General features: G+C 36.6%; 21 protein-coding genes, 1 pseudogene and 1 riboswitch. Of the genes and pseudogenes, 1 reads left to right on the forward strand and 21 read right to left on the reverse strand.

Features of this window, described 5'->3' with window-relative positions; translation table 11 throughout:
• Window positions 1–2: 2 nt before the first annotated feature.
• The 12 genes and pseudogenes from rsmB to HMPREF1504_RS03800 all read right to left on the reverse strand — a co-directional run bounded on the left by rsmB (window position 3) and on the right by HMPREF1504_RS03800 (window position 10,734).
• Complete coding sequence (rsmB, locus tag HMPREF1504_RS03750; protein ID WP_038123549.1) at window positions 3–1,361, reverse strand: 16S rRNA (cytosine(967)-C(5))-methyltransferase RsmB; 1,359 nt, start codon at window positions 1,359–1,361, stop codon at window positions 3–5.
• Window positions 1,345–2,169 carry a DUF116 domain-containing protein gene (locus HMPREF1504_RS10600; RefSeq protein WP_005378869.1) on the reverse strand — a complete coding sequence of 275 codons (825 nt, stop codon included), beginning with the start codon at window positions 2,167–2,169 and terminating at the stop codon, window positions 1,345–1,347. The genes rsmB and HMPREF1504_RS10600 overlap by 17 nt, the downstream gene beginning before the upstream one ends.
• The gene (gene fmt / locus HMPREF1504_RS03760; RefSeq protein WP_051411670.1) at window positions 2,126–3,133 is read right to left on the reverse strand and encodes a methionyl-tRNA formyltransferase; all 1,008 of its coding nucleotides are present in this window, start codon (window positions 3,131–3,133) and stop codon (window positions 2,126–2,128) included. Before fmt ends, HMPREF1504_RS10600 begins: the two co-directional genes overlap by 44 nt.
• A complete protein-coding gene (gene def / locus HMPREF1504_RS03765; RefSeq protein ID WP_005378942.1) occupies window positions 3,126–3,614 on the reverse strand; it encodes a peptide deformylase in 489 nt (162 codons plus the stop codon). The genes fmt and def overlap by 8 nt, the downstream gene beginning before the upstream one ends.
• Window positions 3,615–3,626: 12 nt before the next feature.
• Window positions 3,627–5,810 carry a primosomal protein N' gene (gene priA / locus HMPREF1504_RS03770; protein WP_038123553.1) on the reverse strand — a complete coding sequence of 728 codons (2,184 nt, stop codon included), beginning with the start codon at window positions 5,808–5,810 and terminating at the stop codon, window positions 3,627–3,629.
• Between the two features lie 88 nt (window positions 5,811–5,898).
• A complete protein-coding gene (metK, locus tag HMPREF1504_RS03775; RefSeq protein ID WP_005379087.1) occupies window positions 5,899–7,089 on the reverse strand; it encodes a methionine adenosyltransferase in 1,191 nt (396 codons plus the stop codon).
• A 47-nt stretch (window positions 7,090–7,136) separates the two neighbouring features.
• Window positions 7,137–7,236, reverse strand: a riboswitch (SAM riboswitch).
• Between the two features lie 98 nt (window positions 7,237–7,334).
• Window positions 7,335–7,439, reverse strand: a pseudogene (locus HMPREF1504_RS10605) (SulP family inorganic anion transporter); the annotation flags it as partial.
• A gap of 16 nt (window positions 7,440–7,455) precedes the next feature.
• Window positions 7,456–8,658 (reverse strand): bifunctional phosphopantothenoylcysteine decarboxylase/phosphopantothenate--cysteine ligase CoaBC, encoded by a 1,203-nt coding sequence (coaBC, locus tag HMPREF1504_RS03780; protein ID WP_038123555.1) that lies wholly within the window; start codon window positions 8,656–8,658, stop codon window positions 7,456–7,458.
• A gap of 54 nt (window positions 8,659–8,712) precedes the next feature.
• The gene (gene rpoZ / locus HMPREF1504_RS03785; protein WP_005378818.1) at window positions 8,713–8,928 is read right to left on the reverse strand and encodes a DNA-directed RNA polymerase subunit omega; all 216 of its coding nucleotides are present in this window, start codon (window positions 8,926–8,928) and stop codon (window positions 8,713–8,715) included.
• A 4-nt stretch (window positions 8,929–8,932) separates the two neighbouring features.
• Complete coding sequence (gene gmk / locus HMPREF1504_RS03790; RefSeq protein ID WP_005378959.1) at window positions 8,933–9,562, reverse strand: guanylate kinase; 630 nt, start codon at window positions 9,560–9,562, stop codon at window positions 8,933–8,935.
• Window positions 9,563–9,570: 8 nt separating this feature from the next.
• The gene (remA, locus tag HMPREF1504_RS10360; RefSeq protein ID WP_005379012.1) at window positions 9,571–9,840 is read right to left on the reverse strand and encodes an extracellular matrix/biofilm regulator RemA; all 270 of its coding nucleotides are present in this window, start codon (window positions 9,838–9,840) and stop codon (window positions 9,571–9,573) included.
• A gap of 12 nt (window positions 9,841–9,852) precedes the next feature.
• Window positions 9,853–10,734: a YicC/YloC family endoribonuclease gene (locus tag HMPREF1504_RS03800; protein ID WP_038123559.1), complete on the reverse strand. Its 882-nt coding sequence runs from the start codon at window positions 10,732–10,734 to the stop codon at window positions 9,853–9,855.
• A 107-nt stretch (window positions 10,735–10,841) separates the two neighbouring features.
• Between HMPREF1504_RS03800 and HMPREF1504_RS03805 the strand changes: the two genes are divergently transcribed.
• Window positions 10,842–12,560, forward strand: coding sequence for an NFACT family protein (locus tag HMPREF1504_RS03805; RefSeq protein WP_038123560.1), 1,719 nt, complete (start codon window positions 10,842–10,844; stop codon window positions 12,558–12,560).
• A gap of 73 nt (window positions 12,561–12,633) precedes the next feature.
• Here HMPREF1504_RS03805 and HMPREF1504_RS03810 read toward each other — a convergent pair whose 3' ends face one another.
• From HMPREF1504_RS03810 to cmk, 9 genes are all read right to left on the reverse strand, one after another.
• Entirely contained in the window at window positions 12,634–13,098 is a 465-nt protein-coding gene (locus HMPREF1504_RS03810; protein ID WP_005381306.1) for a hypothetical protein, read from the reverse strand.
• A gap of 14 nt (window positions 13,099–13,112) precedes the next feature.
• Window positions 13,113–13,604, reverse strand: coding sequence for a pantetheine-phosphate adenylyltransferase (gene coaD / locus HMPREF1504_RS03815; protein WP_005378904.1), 492 nt, complete (start codon window positions 13,602–13,604; stop codon window positions 13,113–13,115).
• Between the two features lie 4 nt (window positions 13,605–13,608).
• The gene (rsmD, locus tag HMPREF1504_RS03820) at window positions 13,609–14,160 is read right to left on the reverse strand and encodes a 16S rRNA (guanine(966)-N(2))-methyltransferase RsmD (RefSeq protein ID WP_038123563.1); all 552 of its coding nucleotides are present in this window, start codon (window positions 14,158–14,160) and stop codon (window positions 13,609–13,611) included.
• Between the two features lie 69 nt (window positions 14,161–14,229).
• Entirely contained in the window at window positions 14,230–15,228 is a 999-nt protein-coding gene (locus tag HMPREF1504_RS03825; protein ID WP_005378850.1) for an NAD(P)H-dependent glycerol-3-phosphate dehydrogenase, read from the reverse strand.
• 1 nt (window position 15,229) lies between these two features.
• Complete coding sequence (gene plsY / locus HMPREF1504_RS03830; protein WP_005383216.1) at window positions 15,230–15,823, reverse strand: glycerol-3-phosphate 1-O-acyltransferase PlsY; 594 nt, start codon at window positions 15,821–15,823, stop codon at window positions 15,230–15,232.
• 39 nt (window positions 15,824–15,862) lie between these two features.
• Window positions 15,863–17,197: a ribosome biogenesis GTPase Der gene (der, locus tag HMPREF1504_RS03835; protein WP_005381310.1), complete on the reverse strand. Its 1,335-nt coding sequence runs from the start codon at window positions 17,195–17,197 to the stop codon at window positions 15,863–15,865.
• A gap of 115 nt (window positions 17,198–17,312) precedes the next feature.
• Window positions 17,313–19,211, reverse strand: a complete 1,899-nt coding sequence (locus tag HMPREF1504_RS03840; protein ID WP_005378840.1) for a bifunctional 4-hydroxy-3-methylbut-2-enyl diphosphate reductase/30S ribosomal protein S1 — start codon at window positions 19,209–19,211, stop codon at window positions 17,313–17,315.
• Complete coding sequence (locus HMPREF1504_RS03845; RefSeq protein WP_038123566.1) at window positions 19,202–19,822, reverse strand: 1-acyl-sn-glycerol-3-phosphate acyltransferase; 621 nt, start codon at window positions 19,820–19,822, stop codon at window positions 19,202–19,204. Before HMPREF1504_RS03845 ends, HMPREF1504_RS03840 begins: the two co-directional genes overlap by 10 nt.
• Window positions 19,823–20,497, reverse strand: coding sequence for a (d)CMP kinase (gene cmk / locus HMPREF1504_RS03850; protein ID WP_005378996.1), 675 nt, complete (start codon window positions 20,495–20,497; stop codon window positions 19,823–19,825). It lies immediately after the preceding gene.
• Window positions 20,498–20,518 lie beyond the last annotated feature (21 nt).

The following is a 20,518-nucleotide window of genomic DNA, read 5'->3' on the forward strand; positions in this document are numbered from 1 at the left end:
AGTTAAGAAATACGTTGCATTTTAACCATAAAGAAACCATCCATATCATCTGTTGGTGGATATGTTGTAATCATACCACTATTTGACTTAAGTGGGAAATCCTCCACCACAGGAATAATAGAAAACTCCTTATGTTTCTGTAAAAATGATTCAACTACCTCTTCGTTTTCCTTGTAGTTTAATGTACAAGTGGAATATATTAAATAGCCTTTTTCTTTAACAGTCATAGCAGCGCGTTCTAAAATGGCTAACTGTAAAGATGGTAATTCTGAAAGTATCGATTCCTGTTTTCGCCAACGCATATCTAGTTTCTTTTGAAGAATACCTAACCCAGAGCAAGGTGCATCTACCAGCACACGATCAAAATACGAGTTCCATGAATCTGGTAGCTTTGTGGCATCCTGTACTTTTGTATGCACAATAGAAGCACCCAATCGTTCAGCATTTGAATTCATGAGTTCAATCTTATGTTCATGTATATCACAACACATTAATGAACCTACATTATCCATTAAAGTTGCCATGTACATGGATTTACCACCTGGAGCAGCACAGCAATCTAATATACGCTCACCAGGTTGCGGATTTACGAGATGTGCTACTAGCATAGATGCCTTATCCATAAATGTAATATAACCTTTTATAAATGCCTCAGATTTTTCAAGGCTACCACGATGTCTATTAATATAAATAATATCCTCGTAATCAGAATCCTGTGTAACAGCCCAGCCTTGTTCATTTAACATAGTTAAACATTGTGGAATATCAATAAGAATCGTGTTAATACGTGCCGTCAATTTAGGCTGTTCATTAAACCATGCACATAAATCTTCTGTTTTGTCACGACCAAACTCACGTATCCATAAATTGATAAGCCAAAGAGGAATATTGTAAATAAAAGAAATAGCTTCTATATCATTAGCTGCTAAATCTTCAATACCAATACTATCTTGTTCTCGTATAACGGATCTCAATATGGCATTTACGAAGCCAGATAGACCTCGTGTTAATTTCTTCGCTAATTTAACTGATTCATTAACTGCTGCACTTTCCGGTACCTTATCCATATAGATAATCTGATATATACCTAGTCGTAAAATTTCTACCACCATAGAGGACAATTTTTTTATAGGACGTTTGGCAAAATGTACGATAATAGCATCTAAATAATTGCGTCTACGTACCACACCGTATACAAGTTCTGTAAAGAAGCGTCTGTCTAAGTCAGTTAGATTATATTTTGAGATATAGTCCTGTAAAACAATATTAGCATAGGCACCCTTACGATTGATATCAGATAATGCCTTTACAGCCAATAATCGTATATTCTGTTTTTGTCCGTTTTTAGCAATTTCGTTCATAGTTATCCTTATCAATCAGTAACTCTACAGCATCTCGTACCTTGTTAATATCAACAGTCGTATTACAACAAGGTCCATTAGGGCGTTCATTTAATACTCCGATAACAGGAATAGGAAATACATCAGCCATACCACTTGCAAGATCTCGTTCACAAGCTATAGCAATAATCGCTTTAGGTTTTGCTTCTTTAACCTTCATACGTGCCAATGTACCACCAGTGACAACTATAAATTGACAACCATATTCCTTTGCGATTTTCAATAACCCTCCTACCTGACAGCGACCACATTGCTTACAGTTGTATACATCATGTGTCACCTTATGAATACAGGTGTTCTCTTGAAGACAATGAGGTGTTAATAGAAGAATGCGTTCAGGAGGTACTTTATATAAATTCATAACCACTAGATGATTAATTAAATCAATCATAGCTTGACGTAATTCATCTTTTTGTATGCCTATGAAAGCCTTTCCTAGCCCTAATGATAATGGGAAAAGTAAATAAATAAATCGATTAGCTATTCGTAAAACTATAGGATGAATATATCTAAAACCTAGAGAAGCAATAGCTAGAACAAACCAAAGTCCCCAAATACCTAATATTAAGAGTCCACCTATACTTTCACTAATAAAAGCTAAGTTGTATGATATTCTTTCTAATCCTGGCCAAACTATATACATTGAAAAGCCGATGATTATTGAAATGAATAAACAAGATAGAGCCGATAATTTTAAATATAATGGGTATCTTTTGTAATATATATTACACTTCGTCAAATGCAATACCACCTTTAATTTGGTGACCATTAATAAAATCTTGAGCACTAATACGCTTTTTATTTTCTGGTTGTACCTCTGTAAGGAGAATAAAACCTTGATCACCAGTCGACACAACAAGTCCCTTTGCTGAATGCACTATAGTTCCAGGAGGTGCAAATTCTACAGAAATCTCATTGTTATTTACAAAAATTGTGGCCATCTTATTGTTTACAGATGTAATCTCAACTATTTGAGCAGACCAAATCTTTAACCGTTTCCCCTGTAAGAAAGAATAACATCCAGGTGCTGGATTTAAACCACGAATCAAGTTGACAATCTTATGTGCCGGTTGATGCCAATCAATAAGCCCCATTTCTTTTGTAATCTTAGAAGTATGGCTTGCTAAAGCGTCATCTTGAGGGGTAGCTGTAATTTCACCTTTCACCCATTTATCTAATACAGGAGAAATAGTGCGAGCCCCTAATTCAGCAATGCGCTCAAATAAAGCGCCTGTTGTTTCGTTTGGAAGTATATCAATTTCTGCAATATCGATAATATCCCCTGTATCTAAACCATCATCCATATGCATAATGGTAACCCCTGTTTTAGTATCACCATTTAAAATAGCATAATGGATAGGTGCTGCCCCCCTATATTTTGGCAATATAGATGCATGGATATTAATACATCCATATTTAGGCAAACGAATAAGCCATGGTGGCAAAATCTTACCGTAAGCAATTACGACGATAACGTCTGGTGCAAGATCAATCAATTCCTTTTGAACAGCATCATCACGTAATGTTATAGGTTGATACACGGGCAAATCCAAAGATAACGCAGCTTCTTTAACTGGTGGCATTTGAATCTGCTTGCCACGTCCCTTTTGTTTATCAGGTTGGCAATATACACCTACTATAGAGTGACCAGCCTTAACTAATGCGCGTAACGTAGGAACAGAAAAATCTGGCGTGCCCATAAATACTATGCGTAATGGATTATTGTTAGACAATTTCCTTTTCCTCCGGATGATCTGCAATACGGCGTAAGTTTGTAGCTTTTTCAATAAACAAATGACCTTCTAAATGATCTATTTCATGTTGAAAAATTCTAGCCAAAAAACCTTCAGCTTTAATCATAACTTTTTTATTATGTGGATCAATACCTTTTACGGTAACCTTTTCAAAACGTTCCACATCTCCGAAATAACCTGGTACACTTAAACAGCCTTCTAGCCCAATTTGACTTCCTTCACCATGAATAATTTCAGGGTTGATAAGCGCTATTAATCCACTACCAGCATGATCATCAACAACTATAATACGTTTGGATACATTAACCTGCGGTGCTGCCAATCCAACACCTTCCGTTTTATACATTGTGTCGGCCATATCTTCTATTAAAGCACGCATTTTTTTATTTACATGTTCTACAGGTTCTGCAACCTCTTTTAATATGGGATGTCCCGCTTTTACTACTTCAAGTACTGCCATATACTCCTCTTATCAAATAGGGTCTACATCGATAAGTAGACCTTCTTGTGTAAAAATCCAAGAATTATATATATAATCTTTTACGGCATCTAAATTTTCTCCGCGAATCATAATCGATAAACGATACATATCGCGAATCTTTTTAATGCCTGCTTCATAAGGACCATTAACATCAATCGATTGTGACTTAAAATTTGTTTCCAAATCATCTACAATTTTTTGAGCAATCGATTCAGCCATTTCTTCCTTCCCATGTCTTATAACCATATAAATCATTTCGCGAAATGGTGGATACCCTAAGTCCTTACGATTTACTATTTCTTCATTGTAAAAGCCCAAATAATCATGAGCCTTACTCTTTATTATAGCATAATTTAAAGGATTATATGTTTGTATAACAACACTGCCAACCTTATCACCACGACCCGCTCGTCCTGATGTTTGCGTTAGTAGATCAAATGCACGTTCAGATGCTGAATAAACAGGTATATTTAAGACAGAATCAGCCGTCAATATACCTACAGCTGTTACATCCTTAAAATCATGCCCTTTTGAAACCATTTGGGTCCCTAATAAAATATCATATTTATGGTTACCAAAATCTTGAAGAATTTCTTCGCCCATCTCCTTATGCTTAGTTACATCTTGATCTAAACGCGCAATACGAGCGCCTTTAAAATGTCGGCGTAATTCTTCTTCAACTTTTTGTGTGCCAGAACCAAAGAATTTAATTCTTTTACTATGACATTTAGGGCATACTGAAGGAATTGGTTCATGGTGCTCACAATAGTGACACCGCAACTCTTCACCAGCTTGATGGTACACCATAGCAACCTCACAATGAGGACACATAATCGTTTCACCACAATCACGACACATGACAAATGTGCTGTAGCCACGACGATTTAAAAGAATAATCATCTGATTTCCATCCGCTAATGTACGCTCAATAAGATGTGTCATAGCATCGGAGAACACCGAGTAGTTGCCACGAATCATTTCTTCTTTCATATCTACAATTTGAACATGTGGCATCGGTTGATCAAAGATACGGGTTGGCAACTCTAACAGCTTATATTGTCCTTGTAAAGCCTTGTAATACGATGTGATAGCAGGTGTAGCAGAGCCTAAAATAACAGGACAATCATGAGCCATACCTCTCCATAATGCAACATTTTTTGCATTATAACGAATCATATCTTCCTGTTTATAAGATGTATCATGTTCTTCATCTAATACAATAAGCCCAATATCTTCAGCAGGCGCGAAAACGGCAGAACGAGCGCCAATAATGATATGGCTATCCTTCCTTCGTATACGTTCCCAGTTATTATTTCGCTCACTAATGGTTAGTTTACTATGGAAAACAACAACTTCATCACCAAAGGTAGAAACAAAACGACGAACAATCTGATCGGTTAATATAATTTCAGGAACCAGAATAATGGCGGTTTTACCTTTTCCTATACAACGAGCAGCAGCTTTTAAATAAATTTGTGTTTTACCACTACCAGTTACACCATGCAAAAGGAATGTATTATACGATTCAAGATCCATCATCTGCTTAATCGGTTCATATACAATTTGTTGTGCTTCAGTTAACGGAATTGTTTCTTCACCACTAAGCAATTCGGTAAAAGAAGTTTTTGTATCTTTAAAGCGTTCTTCAATATGAATGCCATGCTCTTCACCGACCTGTTTAATAACCATATAAGAATAGCCTTTGGCTCTTAATAAAGATTTAGGAGCCCCACCTACCTCGATGAGATAGTTAGCCAATTCACGCTGCTTGCGCTTCTTAGAACTTAATTGATCAATCTTAAACTCTGGCGTTACAACGAGCCATTCTTCTTTTGGTGCATCGTAAGATTTTAATGTTTTATGCACAGTAAAAAGACGTAAAGCATCTCCAAAGGAACACAAAAAATAACGACTTATTTTCTGTGCCGTATCCATCATTTCCCGAGTAAACCAAGGATCACTATCAAGAATATCTATTATAGAACGCAAAGTAAATGTTGGTTTCTCTAATAGTTCTTCATACCCAATAACGATGCCCTCTTCACGACTACCACCTAAGGGAACTAATACACGAGTCCCTGCTTTCACATCACCAAATTTCTCTGGTAACAAATAGCTTAACGGTTTATGTAATTGTTTGGCAGGTCTATTAATAATAATACTTGCTACGCGCATTAGTTCACCTCCTCTAATCTAATTATTATAACATATCCTAAAGGAGATAAAAAAAGACTTAGTAGACAAGTCTACTAAGTCTTTACTATTATAAGCCAGCTTCGTGACGTAAAATATCAGCTTTATCAGTGCGTTCCCATGGAAGATCAACATCAGTTCTACCAAAGTGACCATACGCAGCCGTCTTACGATAATGAGGCTTTAATAAATCAAGCATTTCAATGATACCTGCTGGGCGCAAGTCGAAATGTTTGCTTACTAATTCTTGAATTTTTTCTTCTGCAATCTTAGCAGTACCAAATGTATCAACTAAAATGGATACAGGTTTTGCAACACCAATCGCATACGCTACTTGTACTTCGCATTTATCTGCGAGACCTGCAGCTACAACATTTTTAGCTACGTAACGAGCTGCATATGCTGCGGAACGGTCAACCTTGGAAGGATCCTTACCAGAGAAAGCACCGCCACCATGACGAGCCATACCACCATACGTATCAACGATGATTTTACGACCTGTTAAACCAGCATCACCATGAGGACCGCCGATAACGAAACGACCTGTAGGATTAATGAAGAATTTAGTGTTTTCATCGATGAATTCTGCAGGAAGTGCTGCATCGATAACATAGCGTTTCAAATCATTTTTAATTTGCTCTTGTGTTACTTCTGGGCTATGTTGCGTAGAAATAACGATTGTATCAATACGTTTAGGTTGATTGTCAACATATTCTACAGTAACTTGTGTTTTACCATCTGGACGAAGATATGTTAATGTGCCGTTCTTACGAACTTCTGCTAAACGACGGGATAAACGATGTGCTAAAGAAATTGGCATAGGCATATATTCAGGTGTTTCGTTTGTTGCGTAACCAAACATCATGCCTTGGTCACCAGCGCCAATTTTATCATTGATTTCGCTATTACCATCTTTAGATTCTAATGCTTCGTCTACACCCATAGCGATATCTGCAGATTGTTCATCAATAGATACTAACACACCACAAGTGTCACAATCGAAACCATATTTTGCACGAGTATAACCAATTTCTCGAATTGTATCACGTACTACACGAGGAATATCAACATATGTGCTTGTAGAGATTTCCCCTACGACATGGACTAAACCTGTAGTCACAAGTGTTTCACAAGCTACACGAGCCTTTGGATCTTTTTCAATAATCGCATCCAAAACAGCATCAGAAATTTGGTCAGCTATTTTATCTGGATGGCCTTCCGTAACGGATTCAGAAGTAAAAAACATATGTTTTTCTGCCATTTTTGCCTCCTATAATAAAAAAATCCCTCATGGTCTCTCATGAGGGAGACCCATCTATCAGTCCATGACTGTTGGAATTAGCACCTTCTTTTAAAAAGGGTTGCTGTAGCTTCAACGGGCCTTTCCCTCCACTACTCTTGATGAGTTAAATTACGATATAAATTGTATACCATTTTTGTAGAAAAATCAAGTTAATTCACTTTATGATAACAGGCGCTGATATATATCTAATCACATTGCCTAGTTTAGCTATGCTCATCAATAATAGCAGTATATATACCAGCTTGCGGTGTAACTCCACTAGCTATAGCAAACGCCATAGCCAATGGTAATGCGACTACACCCACAACGACAACATTACATAAGCTATTTTACAGCTAACAATTCAATAACTTCTCCAATAATGTATCTAGCTAATTCTGATTTTTGCATATTTGGCATTATTTTAGGCTCTTTATTAGGATATAAAAAATAGCCTTCATTCGTATCTACATTAAACCCAGCATTTGATTTGCTTACATCATTAGCTACTAACATATCAAGGTTTTTGCGACGTACTTTATCCATGCCGTAATCTACAACATGTTCTGTTTCTGCAGCAAAACCAACCAGTAATTGATGGGTTTTATGCTCTCCCAGTTCTTTAAGTATATCTGGATTCTTTACGAGCTCTAAAGTCATAGATTCCATTTTTTTGATTTTTTGAGGCGCTTTATTAGCCACCCTAAAATCTGAAACAGCAGCAGCCATTATAACCACATCTGTTGATTCGTAATAGGAATTAACAGCCTCCTGCATAGATTCCGCAGAATCTACAGGCACATATTCAACACCTTTAGGAATTTCTAATGATGTAGGGGCACTCACTAGAATTACGCGAGCCTTTTCCTTAACAGCAGCAGCCGCAATGGCATATCCCATCTTCCCACTAGATCTGTTACCTATATATCTAACAGGGTCAATATTTTCTTGTGTCCCACCAGCTGTAACAAGAATAGTCTTACCAGCTAATTTACCAGTCCCATCTAGAGAATGTAATTCTTCTGTCAACCAATTAACAATCTCTTCTGGTGCTGGTAGTCTACCCACACCTGTTACGCCACAAGCTAGCCAACCAGCATCGGGTTGCATAATATGGTATCCCAAAGATGATAAATCCTTTAAATTTCTCTGTACAATAGGATTATTGAACATCTCTGTATTCATGGCAGGACATAAAAATTTAGGTGCTGGCGTTGCCATAATTGTTGTAGTGAGCATATCATCGGCAATACCAGCTCGTATTTTACCAATTACATTAGCTGTAGCTGGTACCACAATATAGGCATCAGCCCAGGTTGCAAGAGCAATATGTTCTACATTCCAATCGTGGATTTCTTCCCACATATCAACAGCTACAGGATGACCACTAATTTCACCAAATGTCATAGGTGTCGCAATATGAGTAGCATTTTTCGTCATTACTACTTTGACCTCTGCCCCAGCTTTTCGCAAACGACTTACCACTTCAATTGCTTTATATGCAGCAATACCTGCTGAAACACCTACGATAATATGTTTCCCTTTCATAATTCTCCTTTTAAAAATTCCTTGTACAAAATGTACAAGGAATTTTGAGTAAAATTATTTAATACCTTCTTTAGTGCGTTTATATGTTACTTCACCTTCAGCAATCTCATAGAATGCTAAAGATACAGGTTTATCTGTATTATGAATATCTGTAGCAAGACATTCTTCACCATCGGTCAACTCGCGAGCGCGTTTAGCTGCTAGCGTTACCAATGTATATTTACTATCTACACGTTTTTCCAATGCTTTCAATGGAGGTTTTACCATCATACTATCACTTCTCCTTAGACTCTTGATATTGCTTATAAATATATTGAATTTGCTCTTTATTACGACTGATTTTACAAGCTTCAGCACGCAATATAGAAGCAACCTTTAAAGACGCATCCTCTAAATCATCATTGACCACAATATAATCATAACGATGAGCTAATGCTAACTCAGAACATGCCAATGATAAACGCTTATCGATAACCTCTTTTGCATCAGTTCCTCGATTATGAAGACGTTCAGATAATTCGGTTAAAGACGGTGGCACAATATAAATAAATACGGCATCACTAAATCGCTCTTTAACTTGCATAGCACCTTGAATATCGATTTCAAGAAGTACACTCTTCCCTTCATCCAACAAATTCATCACATGTTGTTTTGGAGTACCATAATAATTATCATATACCTTAGCATACTCTAAAAATGCATCTTCTGACAATAATGATTCAAATTCTTCTTTTGTGCGGAAGAAATAATTAATTCCTTCCTTTTCTCCAACCCGCGGTTCACGTGTGGTCATAGATACAGAATATACAAGATTAGGCATTTCACCTCGTATATTAGAACAAATCGTTCCCTTGCCTGCACCAGATGGGCCGGAGATAACAATTAATAAACCTCGATCTGCCATATTAACTCCTAAGCTTCTACAGTATCTTCATCGACTTCGTGTTGCACAATACGATGTGCCACCGTTTCAGGTTGAATAGCTGACAAAACGATTTGCCCACTATCCATAACGAGCACAGCCCGAGTTTTACGTCCATAGGTTGCATCTATGAGGAGACTTTTATCTCTTGCATCTTGAACCATGCGTTTAATAGGTGCAGATTCAGGACTAATAATAGCGATAACGCGATTAGCAGAAACCATATTACCAAAACCAATGTTTAGTAATTGGATACTCATAAATAGACCTCCTTACTCAATATTCTGTACTTGTTCTCTAACTTTTTCTAATTCACATTTTAATTGTACCACATAGTCTGTCAGTGTTATATCCATCGCTTTTGAGCCAATCGTATTAACCTCACGATTCATCTCTTGAATGATAAAATCTAACTTACGACCAATCGGTTCATCCATCTTAAGTGTATTTGTTAATTGTACCACATGAGACCTAAATCGGACAATCTCTTCCGTAATATCAGTTTTGTCAGCCATAATAGCAACTTCTTGTAGTAAACGATCTTCATTGGCAGTAATGTCAAGACCTTCCACATAGTCCATCATTTTAGTTCGCAAATTTTCTTTATAAGCAATAACAGCATCGGCTTTATGACTGTTAATGTCTTCTATAATATTTGTCATTTGTGAAAGCCGGTGTAACAAATCTTGTTGAATATGAATCCCCTCAGATTGTCGCATACTGACTAATGCATTAAGTGCATTAGTTGTAGTATCAGTAACTAAAGACTGAAGTACATCTTCTGTAACTTCAGAATCTTGAATTTGTACCCAATCATTGGATATGGCCATCACTGCCGATAAAGGTACCTCTTGAGGCTCCCTATAAAATCCTTCTGATACCAGTAAGTCTTGAATTTGATGTTTTAAAGAACTATTTATTATGAACTGTTTTTCTCTATCCGCTACATCCTGCAATGTTACAAACACATCAACTTTACCTCGATGTATTGTTTTTTGTATACATTTACGGATACTATGCTCTACAGAATTAACTTGTTTAGGACTTCGTATGTTGAGATCTAAAAATCTAGAATTAACAGATTTAATTTCTATGATACATTGTAAACCATCTACAATTTGAGTTGCTCGCCCAAATCCCGTCATGCTATTCATGGAAGAACCTCCTTTTTATATATTGTATCACGAATTTTAAAGATATCTATTAATTATCTATGTTATACTAAACTATACATTGTGAGTTACCAAATGAAAGGATCACCATGAATTTAGACGGATTAACCATGTCTGTATTGGCAAGAGAATTAAATGAAAGCCTACAGAGTGGACAAATACAAAAACTTTATCAAGTAGATAAACACTCATTACTTTTTAAAGTACGTAATGCTAATCAAGACGTAAATCTGATGATAACTGTAGGTGCCAATCCCGCAATATATATATGTAAACCTATCCAAGATTTACCCAAAGAACCTAGTTCATTATGTATGTTTCTACGCAAACATATAGAGGGCAGTCGTATTACATCTGTAGAACAAATTAACGGAGATCGTATCCTCTGTATCCATATTGATAAGCTTGAAATGGATGGTTCCATCACCTCAACATCGATATATATTGAACTTATGGGGAAATATTCTAACTGTATCTTTGTGCAAAATGATATCATTTTAGAATCTATTATTCATGTATCACCAATAATGAACAGAGAACGTTCAGTAGGTCCTAAGATGGCATATGAATTACCACCTAATTCTAATCGTGTATCTTTACTAGATTTTAATGAGGAAGAAATATTAAATATTCTTACATCCTTTGGCTCTGGTACAGTCACTAATACTATACGCTCTGTCTTTAATGGATTTGGTAAATCACTATTAGATTATGTTCTAACATTATCTAATTTTGATGGCACCGAAGAACTAAAAGCCTTATCAGATGATGCAATTCAAAAATTATCAGGGGCTCTAGAAACTTTAAAAGAAAAATTATTAAACGCTAATCAATTATATGTCTATAAAAATGAAAATGGTAAAAAAATATATATGCCATTTCCAATGGAAACGGATTGTACATTAATAGAAACGTATCCAACCATCTCAAAAGCAATAGAACAGTCTATCGCTGACACTGGTTCAATTCATACGGCTGACAAGGAATTGGAGCGTATTATAGCTAATGCTATAAAAAAAGAAGAGTTACGTCACAAAAAGATTAAAGATGAACTAGATGATACTAAAAAGATGGAAACCTATAAATTATATGGTGATCTTTTGATGATTAATAGTCATATACAAGCTCACTATCAATCTTCTATTGACGTACAAAATTTACTTTCAGAATCAGCAGAAACTATAACAATTCCCTTAAAACCTGAATTGACCATTGTGGAAAATGGACAATGGTATTACAAACTATATACAAAATTAAAGAATCGGATTATTAGTGGCCAATACCAACTAGACCAAAGTACGATAAAATTAGAATATTATAGAACAATCTTATACAGTTTATCTTTAGCCACAACTAGAGAATCACTAGAAGAAATACGCCATGAATGTATGGATGCAGGCATTATTAAGAAATCTAAAAAACCTCTCTCCTATAAATTGGGAAAATCGAATTACATTCATCTTGAAATCCCAGAAGGCGAGCTTTATATCGGACGAAATAACCAGCAAAATGAATACTTAACTCATCGTTTTGCAAAACCAAATGATCTGTGGTTTCATACACAGGATATTCAAGGTTCCCATCTTATTTTACGTACGAATCATGAACCTGATGATATGCTCATTTCACAAGTAGCAAAATATGCTGCCTATTTTAGCAAGGCCCGTCATTCATCAAAGGTTCCTGTAGACTATACATATATAAAAAATATCAAAAAACCACCTAAATCACCTTTAGGATTTGTGATTTTTAACACTCATCAAACAATGATTGTTGAACCAGAAAAACCACCTATGTATGAGGAATAACAAAACCCCCGATAGATACCTATCGGGGGTTTTCTCTGCAATCATTAGCATTATCTGTACTGATTACAATATATTATTGATTATCAGTTTTTTGTTCACTTTGTTGCAAGCTTTCGCGGTTTTGACGAAGGCTTTCCAACGTTTTTTCTAAATTGTTTTCTACATATTTCAATACATCACCAGCATATTGAATAGAGCTAGATTTTAACTCTTCAGAAGATTGGTTTGCAGCATTGATAATTTGATTAGCTTGTTCTTGTGCTTGCTTAACAAGTTCACTTTCAGCAGTCAATTTAGCAATGTAATCTTTAGCTTGATCGATTAATGTTTCAGCTTGACGTTGAGCATCAGCCAATACTTTATCTTTTTCGGCCACAATACGACGAGATTCATCGAGCTCAAGTGGTAAAGATTCTTGAATTGCATCGATAATACGCATAATTTCATCTTCTTCAACCATGCGTTTTGTAGTCATAGGAATACGGCTGCTAGATTCAATAAGAACCTCTAAATCTTCAAGTAATTTTTCTGTTTTCATACAATTCACTCCTATTATTTATTACCATCGATGTTAAAACGTTTTTCTAATTTTATCTTTACATCGTCAGGAACAAGTCCATCTAACTTACCACCAAATTTAGCTAACTCACGAATCCCTGTTGAGCTTACAAAAGAATATTTATTATTGGTCATAATAAACACGGTTTCAATATCATCATCCAAGTATTTTGCAAATAGAGCACGTTGAAATTCATATTCAAAATCACTAAGAGCTCTAAGCCCACGAATAATAATACTTGCATTTTTGGATTTAACATAATCGATGAGCAATCCACCTGTACAGTCGATTTCTACATTAGGAATATGCTTAACCGCATTGCGAATCATCTCAACGCGTTCTTCCATAGTAAACAATGAATTCTTATTAGGATTTGAACTTACAGCGATAATCAACTTGTCTACGAGACGACTACCGCGCTCAAAAATGTCAACGTGACCATTTGTAACGGGGTCAAAACTTCCTGGGCAAACTCCTATCCGCAAGGGTCTAACTCCTTTCACTATGTTTCACAAAATATGAAACAAGGGTGTAACCAAATTTTTGTTCCTTTATACATTCCCATTCTGGTGGCATGGTGAAAGCCTCATCTTTATGATGTTCCAAGACTAAAACACCATCATCAGCTAATGCATCATTAGCCACAACAAAATCAATAGTCTCCTGTATAAAGCCATTTTCATATGGTGGATCAGAAAAAATATAATCGAACTGCTGGTCACCTATAAAATGTTTCAATTGTGAAAGTTTCTTAGGTATGATTTGAATTCGATCCAACACACGACAATGTTCCGCATTCTCTCGAATTAATTTACCAGTTCGATAATCAACAGCAATCGCTGATTCAGCTCCACGACTGAGCGCTTCAATGGCAACTGCACCAGTACCAGAAAATAAATCTAATACACGAGTACCAAATATACCGCGATGCGCTAATACGTTGAAGATACTTTCACGAACACGATCCAAGGTGGGACGTGTATCCATCCCCTTCGGAGCTTTTATAGTATGGCCCTTTGCAGTGCCTCCGATAATTCGCATACAATCCTCACTAGATTATACTCATTAATTATAGTATATAAATACCTAAAATAAAAGTATCTTTTACAATTATGATACTTCGATTTTACTATCTCGGCCCATCAATTCTTGCAATGCTAATTGAGGGGACTTCTCTTCATATAATACCTCATATAGTGATTGTGTGATAGGCATTTCTACATGGTGTTTTATAGCCATATCACGAATAATAGATGTTGCAAAAAAGCCTTCTACCACCATATTCGTATGATTCATAATGTAGTCCATTGTTTTACCATCTGCTAGCTGTTGTCCTGCAGCACGGTTACGACTATGCTGGCTCATACAAGTAGCGATTAAATCCCCCATACCAGCTAAGCCTGCATAAGTTTCTTTTCTTGCACCGAGAGCTAAACCAAATCGAGTCATTTCATGTAGACCACGAGTTAGTAATAAAGCCTTACAATTATCTCCAAGAGACAATCCATCAACTATACCAGCAGCCAAGGCTATTACATTTTTAGTAGCTCCTGCTAATTCAACACCAATATAATCGTCACTCGTATATATACGAAATTCTTTACTGTGTAATGCCTGTTGTACCTTTTTACCTATGTCCATAGATGTCGTACCTACTACGGCTGCAGCAGGTAAGTTTCTACCAATTTCCTCAGCGTGATTAGGACCGGATAAAACAGTTAAATGGCATCCGACAGAGGATAATTCCTCCTTCATGACTGTAGTCAATAACTTACCACTTTCCCGTTCTACACCTTTAGAGCATAACACGTATATTTGATCTTTGTGAGCATATCTTTTTAAATTCTGTAAAGCTGTGCGCACATGAATAGATGGTGTAACAATCAATACAATATCAGCCTGCTCAATAGATGTTTGTAAATCAGAACTAATGATGAGTTCATCAGGCAATATAACACCAGCTAAATATGACTTATTTTCCCTGTACTTAATAAGTTCATCCTTAAACTCTGAACGTCTGCAATATAAGGTTGTATCATTTCCGGCCACTACAGATTTAATAGCAAGAGCTGTCCCCCAACTACCAGATCCGACGATGCAAACTTTCATATTACTCTCCTTTTTTAACGCGTTCTACCTTTAATTCTTTACCAGCTAGTAAACGAGAAATATTTTCTCGATGACGTATGATAACAAACAATGCAGCTAGCGCACCAAATCCTACAAACCACCAGGATTCACCCATTACATACATCAATACAGGAACAAGCGCAGCCGCTACTATAGAACCTAGAGAGACTAATTTAGTGAAATATACAATGATGCCCCAAATAGCAAAACAAATAACTGCAACTATTGGAGATAATGCAATGAGTACCCCCAAACCAGTTGCAACACCACGGCCACCTTTAAAGCCAAGAAATACTGACCAATTGTGTCCAACCATGGCCAAAATACCACCTAGAATCATGTACATGGGATTTAAATGGGAAAACAAAAATACCCCAATGGCGCCCTTTAACGCATCACAGAAAAATACAGGAAGCGCTGCCTTTAAACCAATAACACGATATGTATTTGTAGCACCTATATTTTTGGATCCATATAGACGGACATCTGTATTGAAAAATAATTTACCAATAATGAGTCCGCTAGGAATTGAACCGATTACATAGGCTAATAACGCATACCCTATAATAGGCATAAAATCATTCACAACTCTCACCCTTACCCTTTGTACTTATTACTCTTCATCTTCACGTTTTTTACCGCGAAGAATTAATCGAATTGGAGTCCCTTCAAAACCAAAACTTTCACGTAAACGATTTTCCAAGAAACGCATATACGAGAAATGAATTAATTCGGGTTCATTTACAAAAAGAATAAAGGTAGGCGGTTTAACACTGGCTTGTGTCATATAGTAAATTTTTGGAATTCTACCATTACGGGATGGAACTGGATTTACAGTTTGAGCATCTTGTAGTAATTGATTTAATGTACCAGTAGAAACACGACGATATTGTTGTTCTGATACGAATTTAAGCATATCAGCTAAACGATGAATACGTTGTTTTGTCAATGCAGAAGCAAATAGAATTGGTGCAAATTGCAAGAATCCTAATTCATCATAAATGTCTTCAGTATATCTCAATGTAGTTTTATCATCTTTTTCTACAAGATCCCACTTATTAACTACAATAATAACGCCCTTACCGGCTTCATACGCATAACCGGCAATTTTTTTATCTTGTTCTGTAACGCCATCAACGCCATCTAATACAAGTACAACAATATCAGAGCGATCAACGGAACGAAGAGAGCGAACAATGCTGTAACGTTCAACAGCTTCATCAATCTTGGATTTACGTCTCATCCCTGCCGTATCGATGAGTACGAATTTTTGATCCCCATGTGTCCAGTGCGTATCAATAGAGTCCCGAGTAGTGCCAGCTACATCGGAAACGATAACGCGATCTTGACCTAACAGTGCATTAGTCAAAGATGATTTACCTACATTAGGACGACCAATGATGGCCACATGAATGGTATCTTCCTCATCTACATTAGTTCCTACAGGTGGGAAATGTTTAACCGTATCATCTAATAAATCACCTAGATTCATTAAATTCTTTGCAGAAATGCCAATTGGATCACCAAGTCCCAAATTATAAAACTCATAAATATTAGGTTCTTGATTTACACTGTCAATTTTATTCACTACAAGGACTACTGGTTTTCCACTAGTACGTAAAATATTGGCCACTTCTTCATCAGCCGGTACAATACCTTGCTTGCCATCAACCACAAAGAGGATTACATCAGCTTCTTCAATAGCGAGTTCAGCTTGTAAACGCATCATTTTAGGAATAACATGGCTGTTCTCTGTTACAAACTCGATACCACCTGTATCAATCATTGTAAACTCACGATTAAGCCATTCTGCATCGAAGTAAATTCTATCTCGTGTAACGCCAGGTATATCCTCGACGATAGAAATTCGTTTATTAACAATGGCATTAAATAATGTAGATTTACCTACATTTGGACGACCAACTACGGCCACTAATGGTTTTGCCATACTTTCACCTCTTTTATTATCTATATACATCACTTCATTTTATCATATTAAAGGGAATGTACGCAAAAAGGCTAATCAAGGAAAACCTTGATTAGCCTCATTAAAAGATTCTGAATTATTCAGCGTCTTCTTCTGTTTCTTTTGCTTCCATCAACTCAGTCAAAGCCAAGCCCAATTTCTTTTCATCTTTGTTAAGAGAAATGATTTTAACTTCAACTTCTTGACCACGGTTCAAGTAATCTTCAACTTTAGCATTACGTTGTTTTGTAATTTGAGAAATGTGAAGTAAACCTTGAATATCATCGTTAACAGCTACAAATGCACCGTAAGCTACCAAACGAACAACTTTACCAGTGATTACATCACCAACGTGTAAAGTTTCTTCAGCAACATCCCATGGGCTCTTAGTTAAAGCTTTTAAGGACAAGGATAATTTGTTGCTTTCAGGGTCGAAGGATTGTAATTTAACTTCGATTTCTTGGCCAACGGAAAGAACATCTTCCACTTTTTTAATTTTTTGCCAAGAAATGTCGGAAATATGAAGTAAACCTTCAATACCACCGATATCTACGAATGCACCATAAGGCATGATTTTACGAACGATACCTTTATAGTTTTCACCAACGTTGATATTTTTCAATGCTTCAGCTAATTTTGCTTGACGTTCCACTTCAAGTACTGCACGGCGAGAAAGAACCAAACGGTTTTTCTTTTCGTCGATTTCAAGAACTTTTGCTTCAAATTCAGTACCAACCAAGTTGTCCAAAGATTTTACGAAATGCACATCACCTTGGGACAATGGAATGAAACCACGAAGGGATTTTACTGTTACCACCAAGCCAGCTGGGATAGCATCGATACCTTTACATACGATAGGTTCGTCTTTTTCTTGAGCTTCGATAACATATTGCCAATCTTCATCTTTAGCCAAACGAGTCATGGAAAGATAAATAGGATTATCTTCTTTGATGTGGTTCATGATAACTGCTTTAATTTCATCACCATTTTTCAACACATCTTTGGCAGAGTTTGGTGCTGGATAAGAAATTTCAGTTCTATTCAAAATTGCTTCAGTTTTGTAGCCAAAAGATACCCATGCGCGTTCATCTTCAACTTGTACTACTTGACCTTCTACAACGTTTCCTTTCTTAAATTCTTCTTGACCTTCTGCTGCTAATAATTCTGCAAAATCTTTCATTGTCTCAATGACCTCCTTAATAATCCAGTCGGGAGTCGATGCTCCTGCTGTTACTCCTACCGTCTGTACTCGGTTAAACCATTCCAGTTGTAATTCAGTAGAAGTTTCAATGTGATATGTTGTACATCCAACGTCTCGACAAACCTCTGCCAATCGATTCGTATTGCCGCTGTTCTTACCACCTATCACAATCATAAGATCTACGTTACGAGCTAATTCAACGGCAGAATTCTGACGCTCCTGAGTTGCATTGCATATCGTTTTGAAAATCTTAAGATTCTTAGATTTTTTCTCTAATATCTCTATTATACTGTTAAATTTGAATTGTGAAAAGGTCGTTTGAACAACTACACCCATTTTTTCAACAACTTGTAGATTTTTGGCGGATTCTTCATCTTCGATGATTATTCCTTTGTTATTCGCCCATAAATTAATACTTTTAACCTCAGGATGGTTTTTTTCGCCCAATATAACCAGTGTCATACCATCTTCGATAACAGATTTTGCATCTTGTTGAGCTTTTTTCACATGTGGACAAGTGGCATCCAAAATGTTTAAGCCTTTCTCTTCTGCTTCTTCGTATATTGCAGGGCCCACACCATGAGACCGAATAATCATAGTTCCCTCATCAATATCCGACACCTCTTGAATCGGGCTAACACCTTTACTCTCTAAACGACCAACTACTTGTGGGTTATGAATGATAGGACCCAATGTATAGCTTTTACCATCGCTATCAGCAGCTTCATTAGCCATTTCAACAGCTCGTTTTACGCCATAACAAAAGCCATGATTTTCAGCTAAAATTATTTCCATAACGTCTCCTCTATGCGATTTTTATGATAGGAATCAATCATGCGTTGAATTTCACCCTTTACGCAATCATTAACCTCTTTAATAGCCTCAGGTGTCGGTTTAGCTTTACTAACAGGTACCTGTTTACCAATGATGCAAGCAACTTGGTTTCTCTTCATATTATGAGAACCGATAATGGCAACTGGGGTAATACCAATTCCTGTACGCAACGCAATGGATGCGGCCCCATCGTGAAAGCGTCCTAATTTTCCATTCTTTTGACGATTACCTTCTGCAAAAATTCCTAATACTTTATTATTCTTTAATAGTCCTAAAGCATGACGAATTGCTATTTTATCTATAGCTCCACGATTTAAAGGGAATGCACCAAGCCAGGTACAAAAAAATCTTGAAATTGGATTTACAAATAATTCCTGTTTTGCCATAAAGTGTACGTGCCTAGGCAATGCATAGCCACAAATAGGTGGATCGTTATTACTTAAATGATTTGGCACCACAATAACCGGACCTTCCATAGGGAAATTATCGCGACCATAAACCTTTAATCCATAGCCGACTTTATAGCGCAACCAAAAGGCAGTTCGCCAAAGCCATGTAGAAAATTTGTTCATTTAGATTCGCTCCTGTACTAGATGTAATATATGTTCTACAGTTTCATCAAATGTCATTTCGCTAGAATCGACCAATACAGCATCCTCTACCTGAATCAATGGAGATTCCTTTCGATTCTTATCCATATCATCACGTTGCATAACACTGTCTTTAATATCCTCTAAAGTTTGTTCGTTAACTGTACCCTTCACTTCTAAGTACCGGCGCATAGCACGAGCCTCTACAGAAGCGGTTAGATATATTTTTAATTCCGCATTAGGTAATACAACGGAACCAATATCACGTCCATCCAATATAACGCCACCAGCTTCTGCCATAAGTCGTTGTCGTTCAACCAAATATTGACGCACCCCTTTATATGAAGCCACTATAGATACAGCATTGTTCACTTGTGGCGTTCTAATAAAATCAGTCACATCTTGACCAGCAATAAAAACCTTACATGAATCATCACTGGCCTCCATAGTAAGATCTAATTCTGGTAATAATGCTTCCACTGCCTTTTGATTATTTACATCAATATGATTATGCAATACAGCCCATGTAACAGAACGGTACATAGCACCTGTATCGATATAAAGATACCCCAGTTTTTTTGCCACTATTTTAGAAATAGATGATTTTCCAGCGCCTGCTGGGCCGTCAACAGCAACGGCAATTTTATGTGTATTCATAAGTCCCTGTATCACTTTCAC

The sequence above is a fragment of the Veillonella sp. ICM51a genome (assembly GCF_000524355.1).
Taxonomy (GTDB): Bacteria; Bacillota; Negativicutes; order Veillonellales; family Veillonellaceae; genus Veillonella; species Veillonella atypica.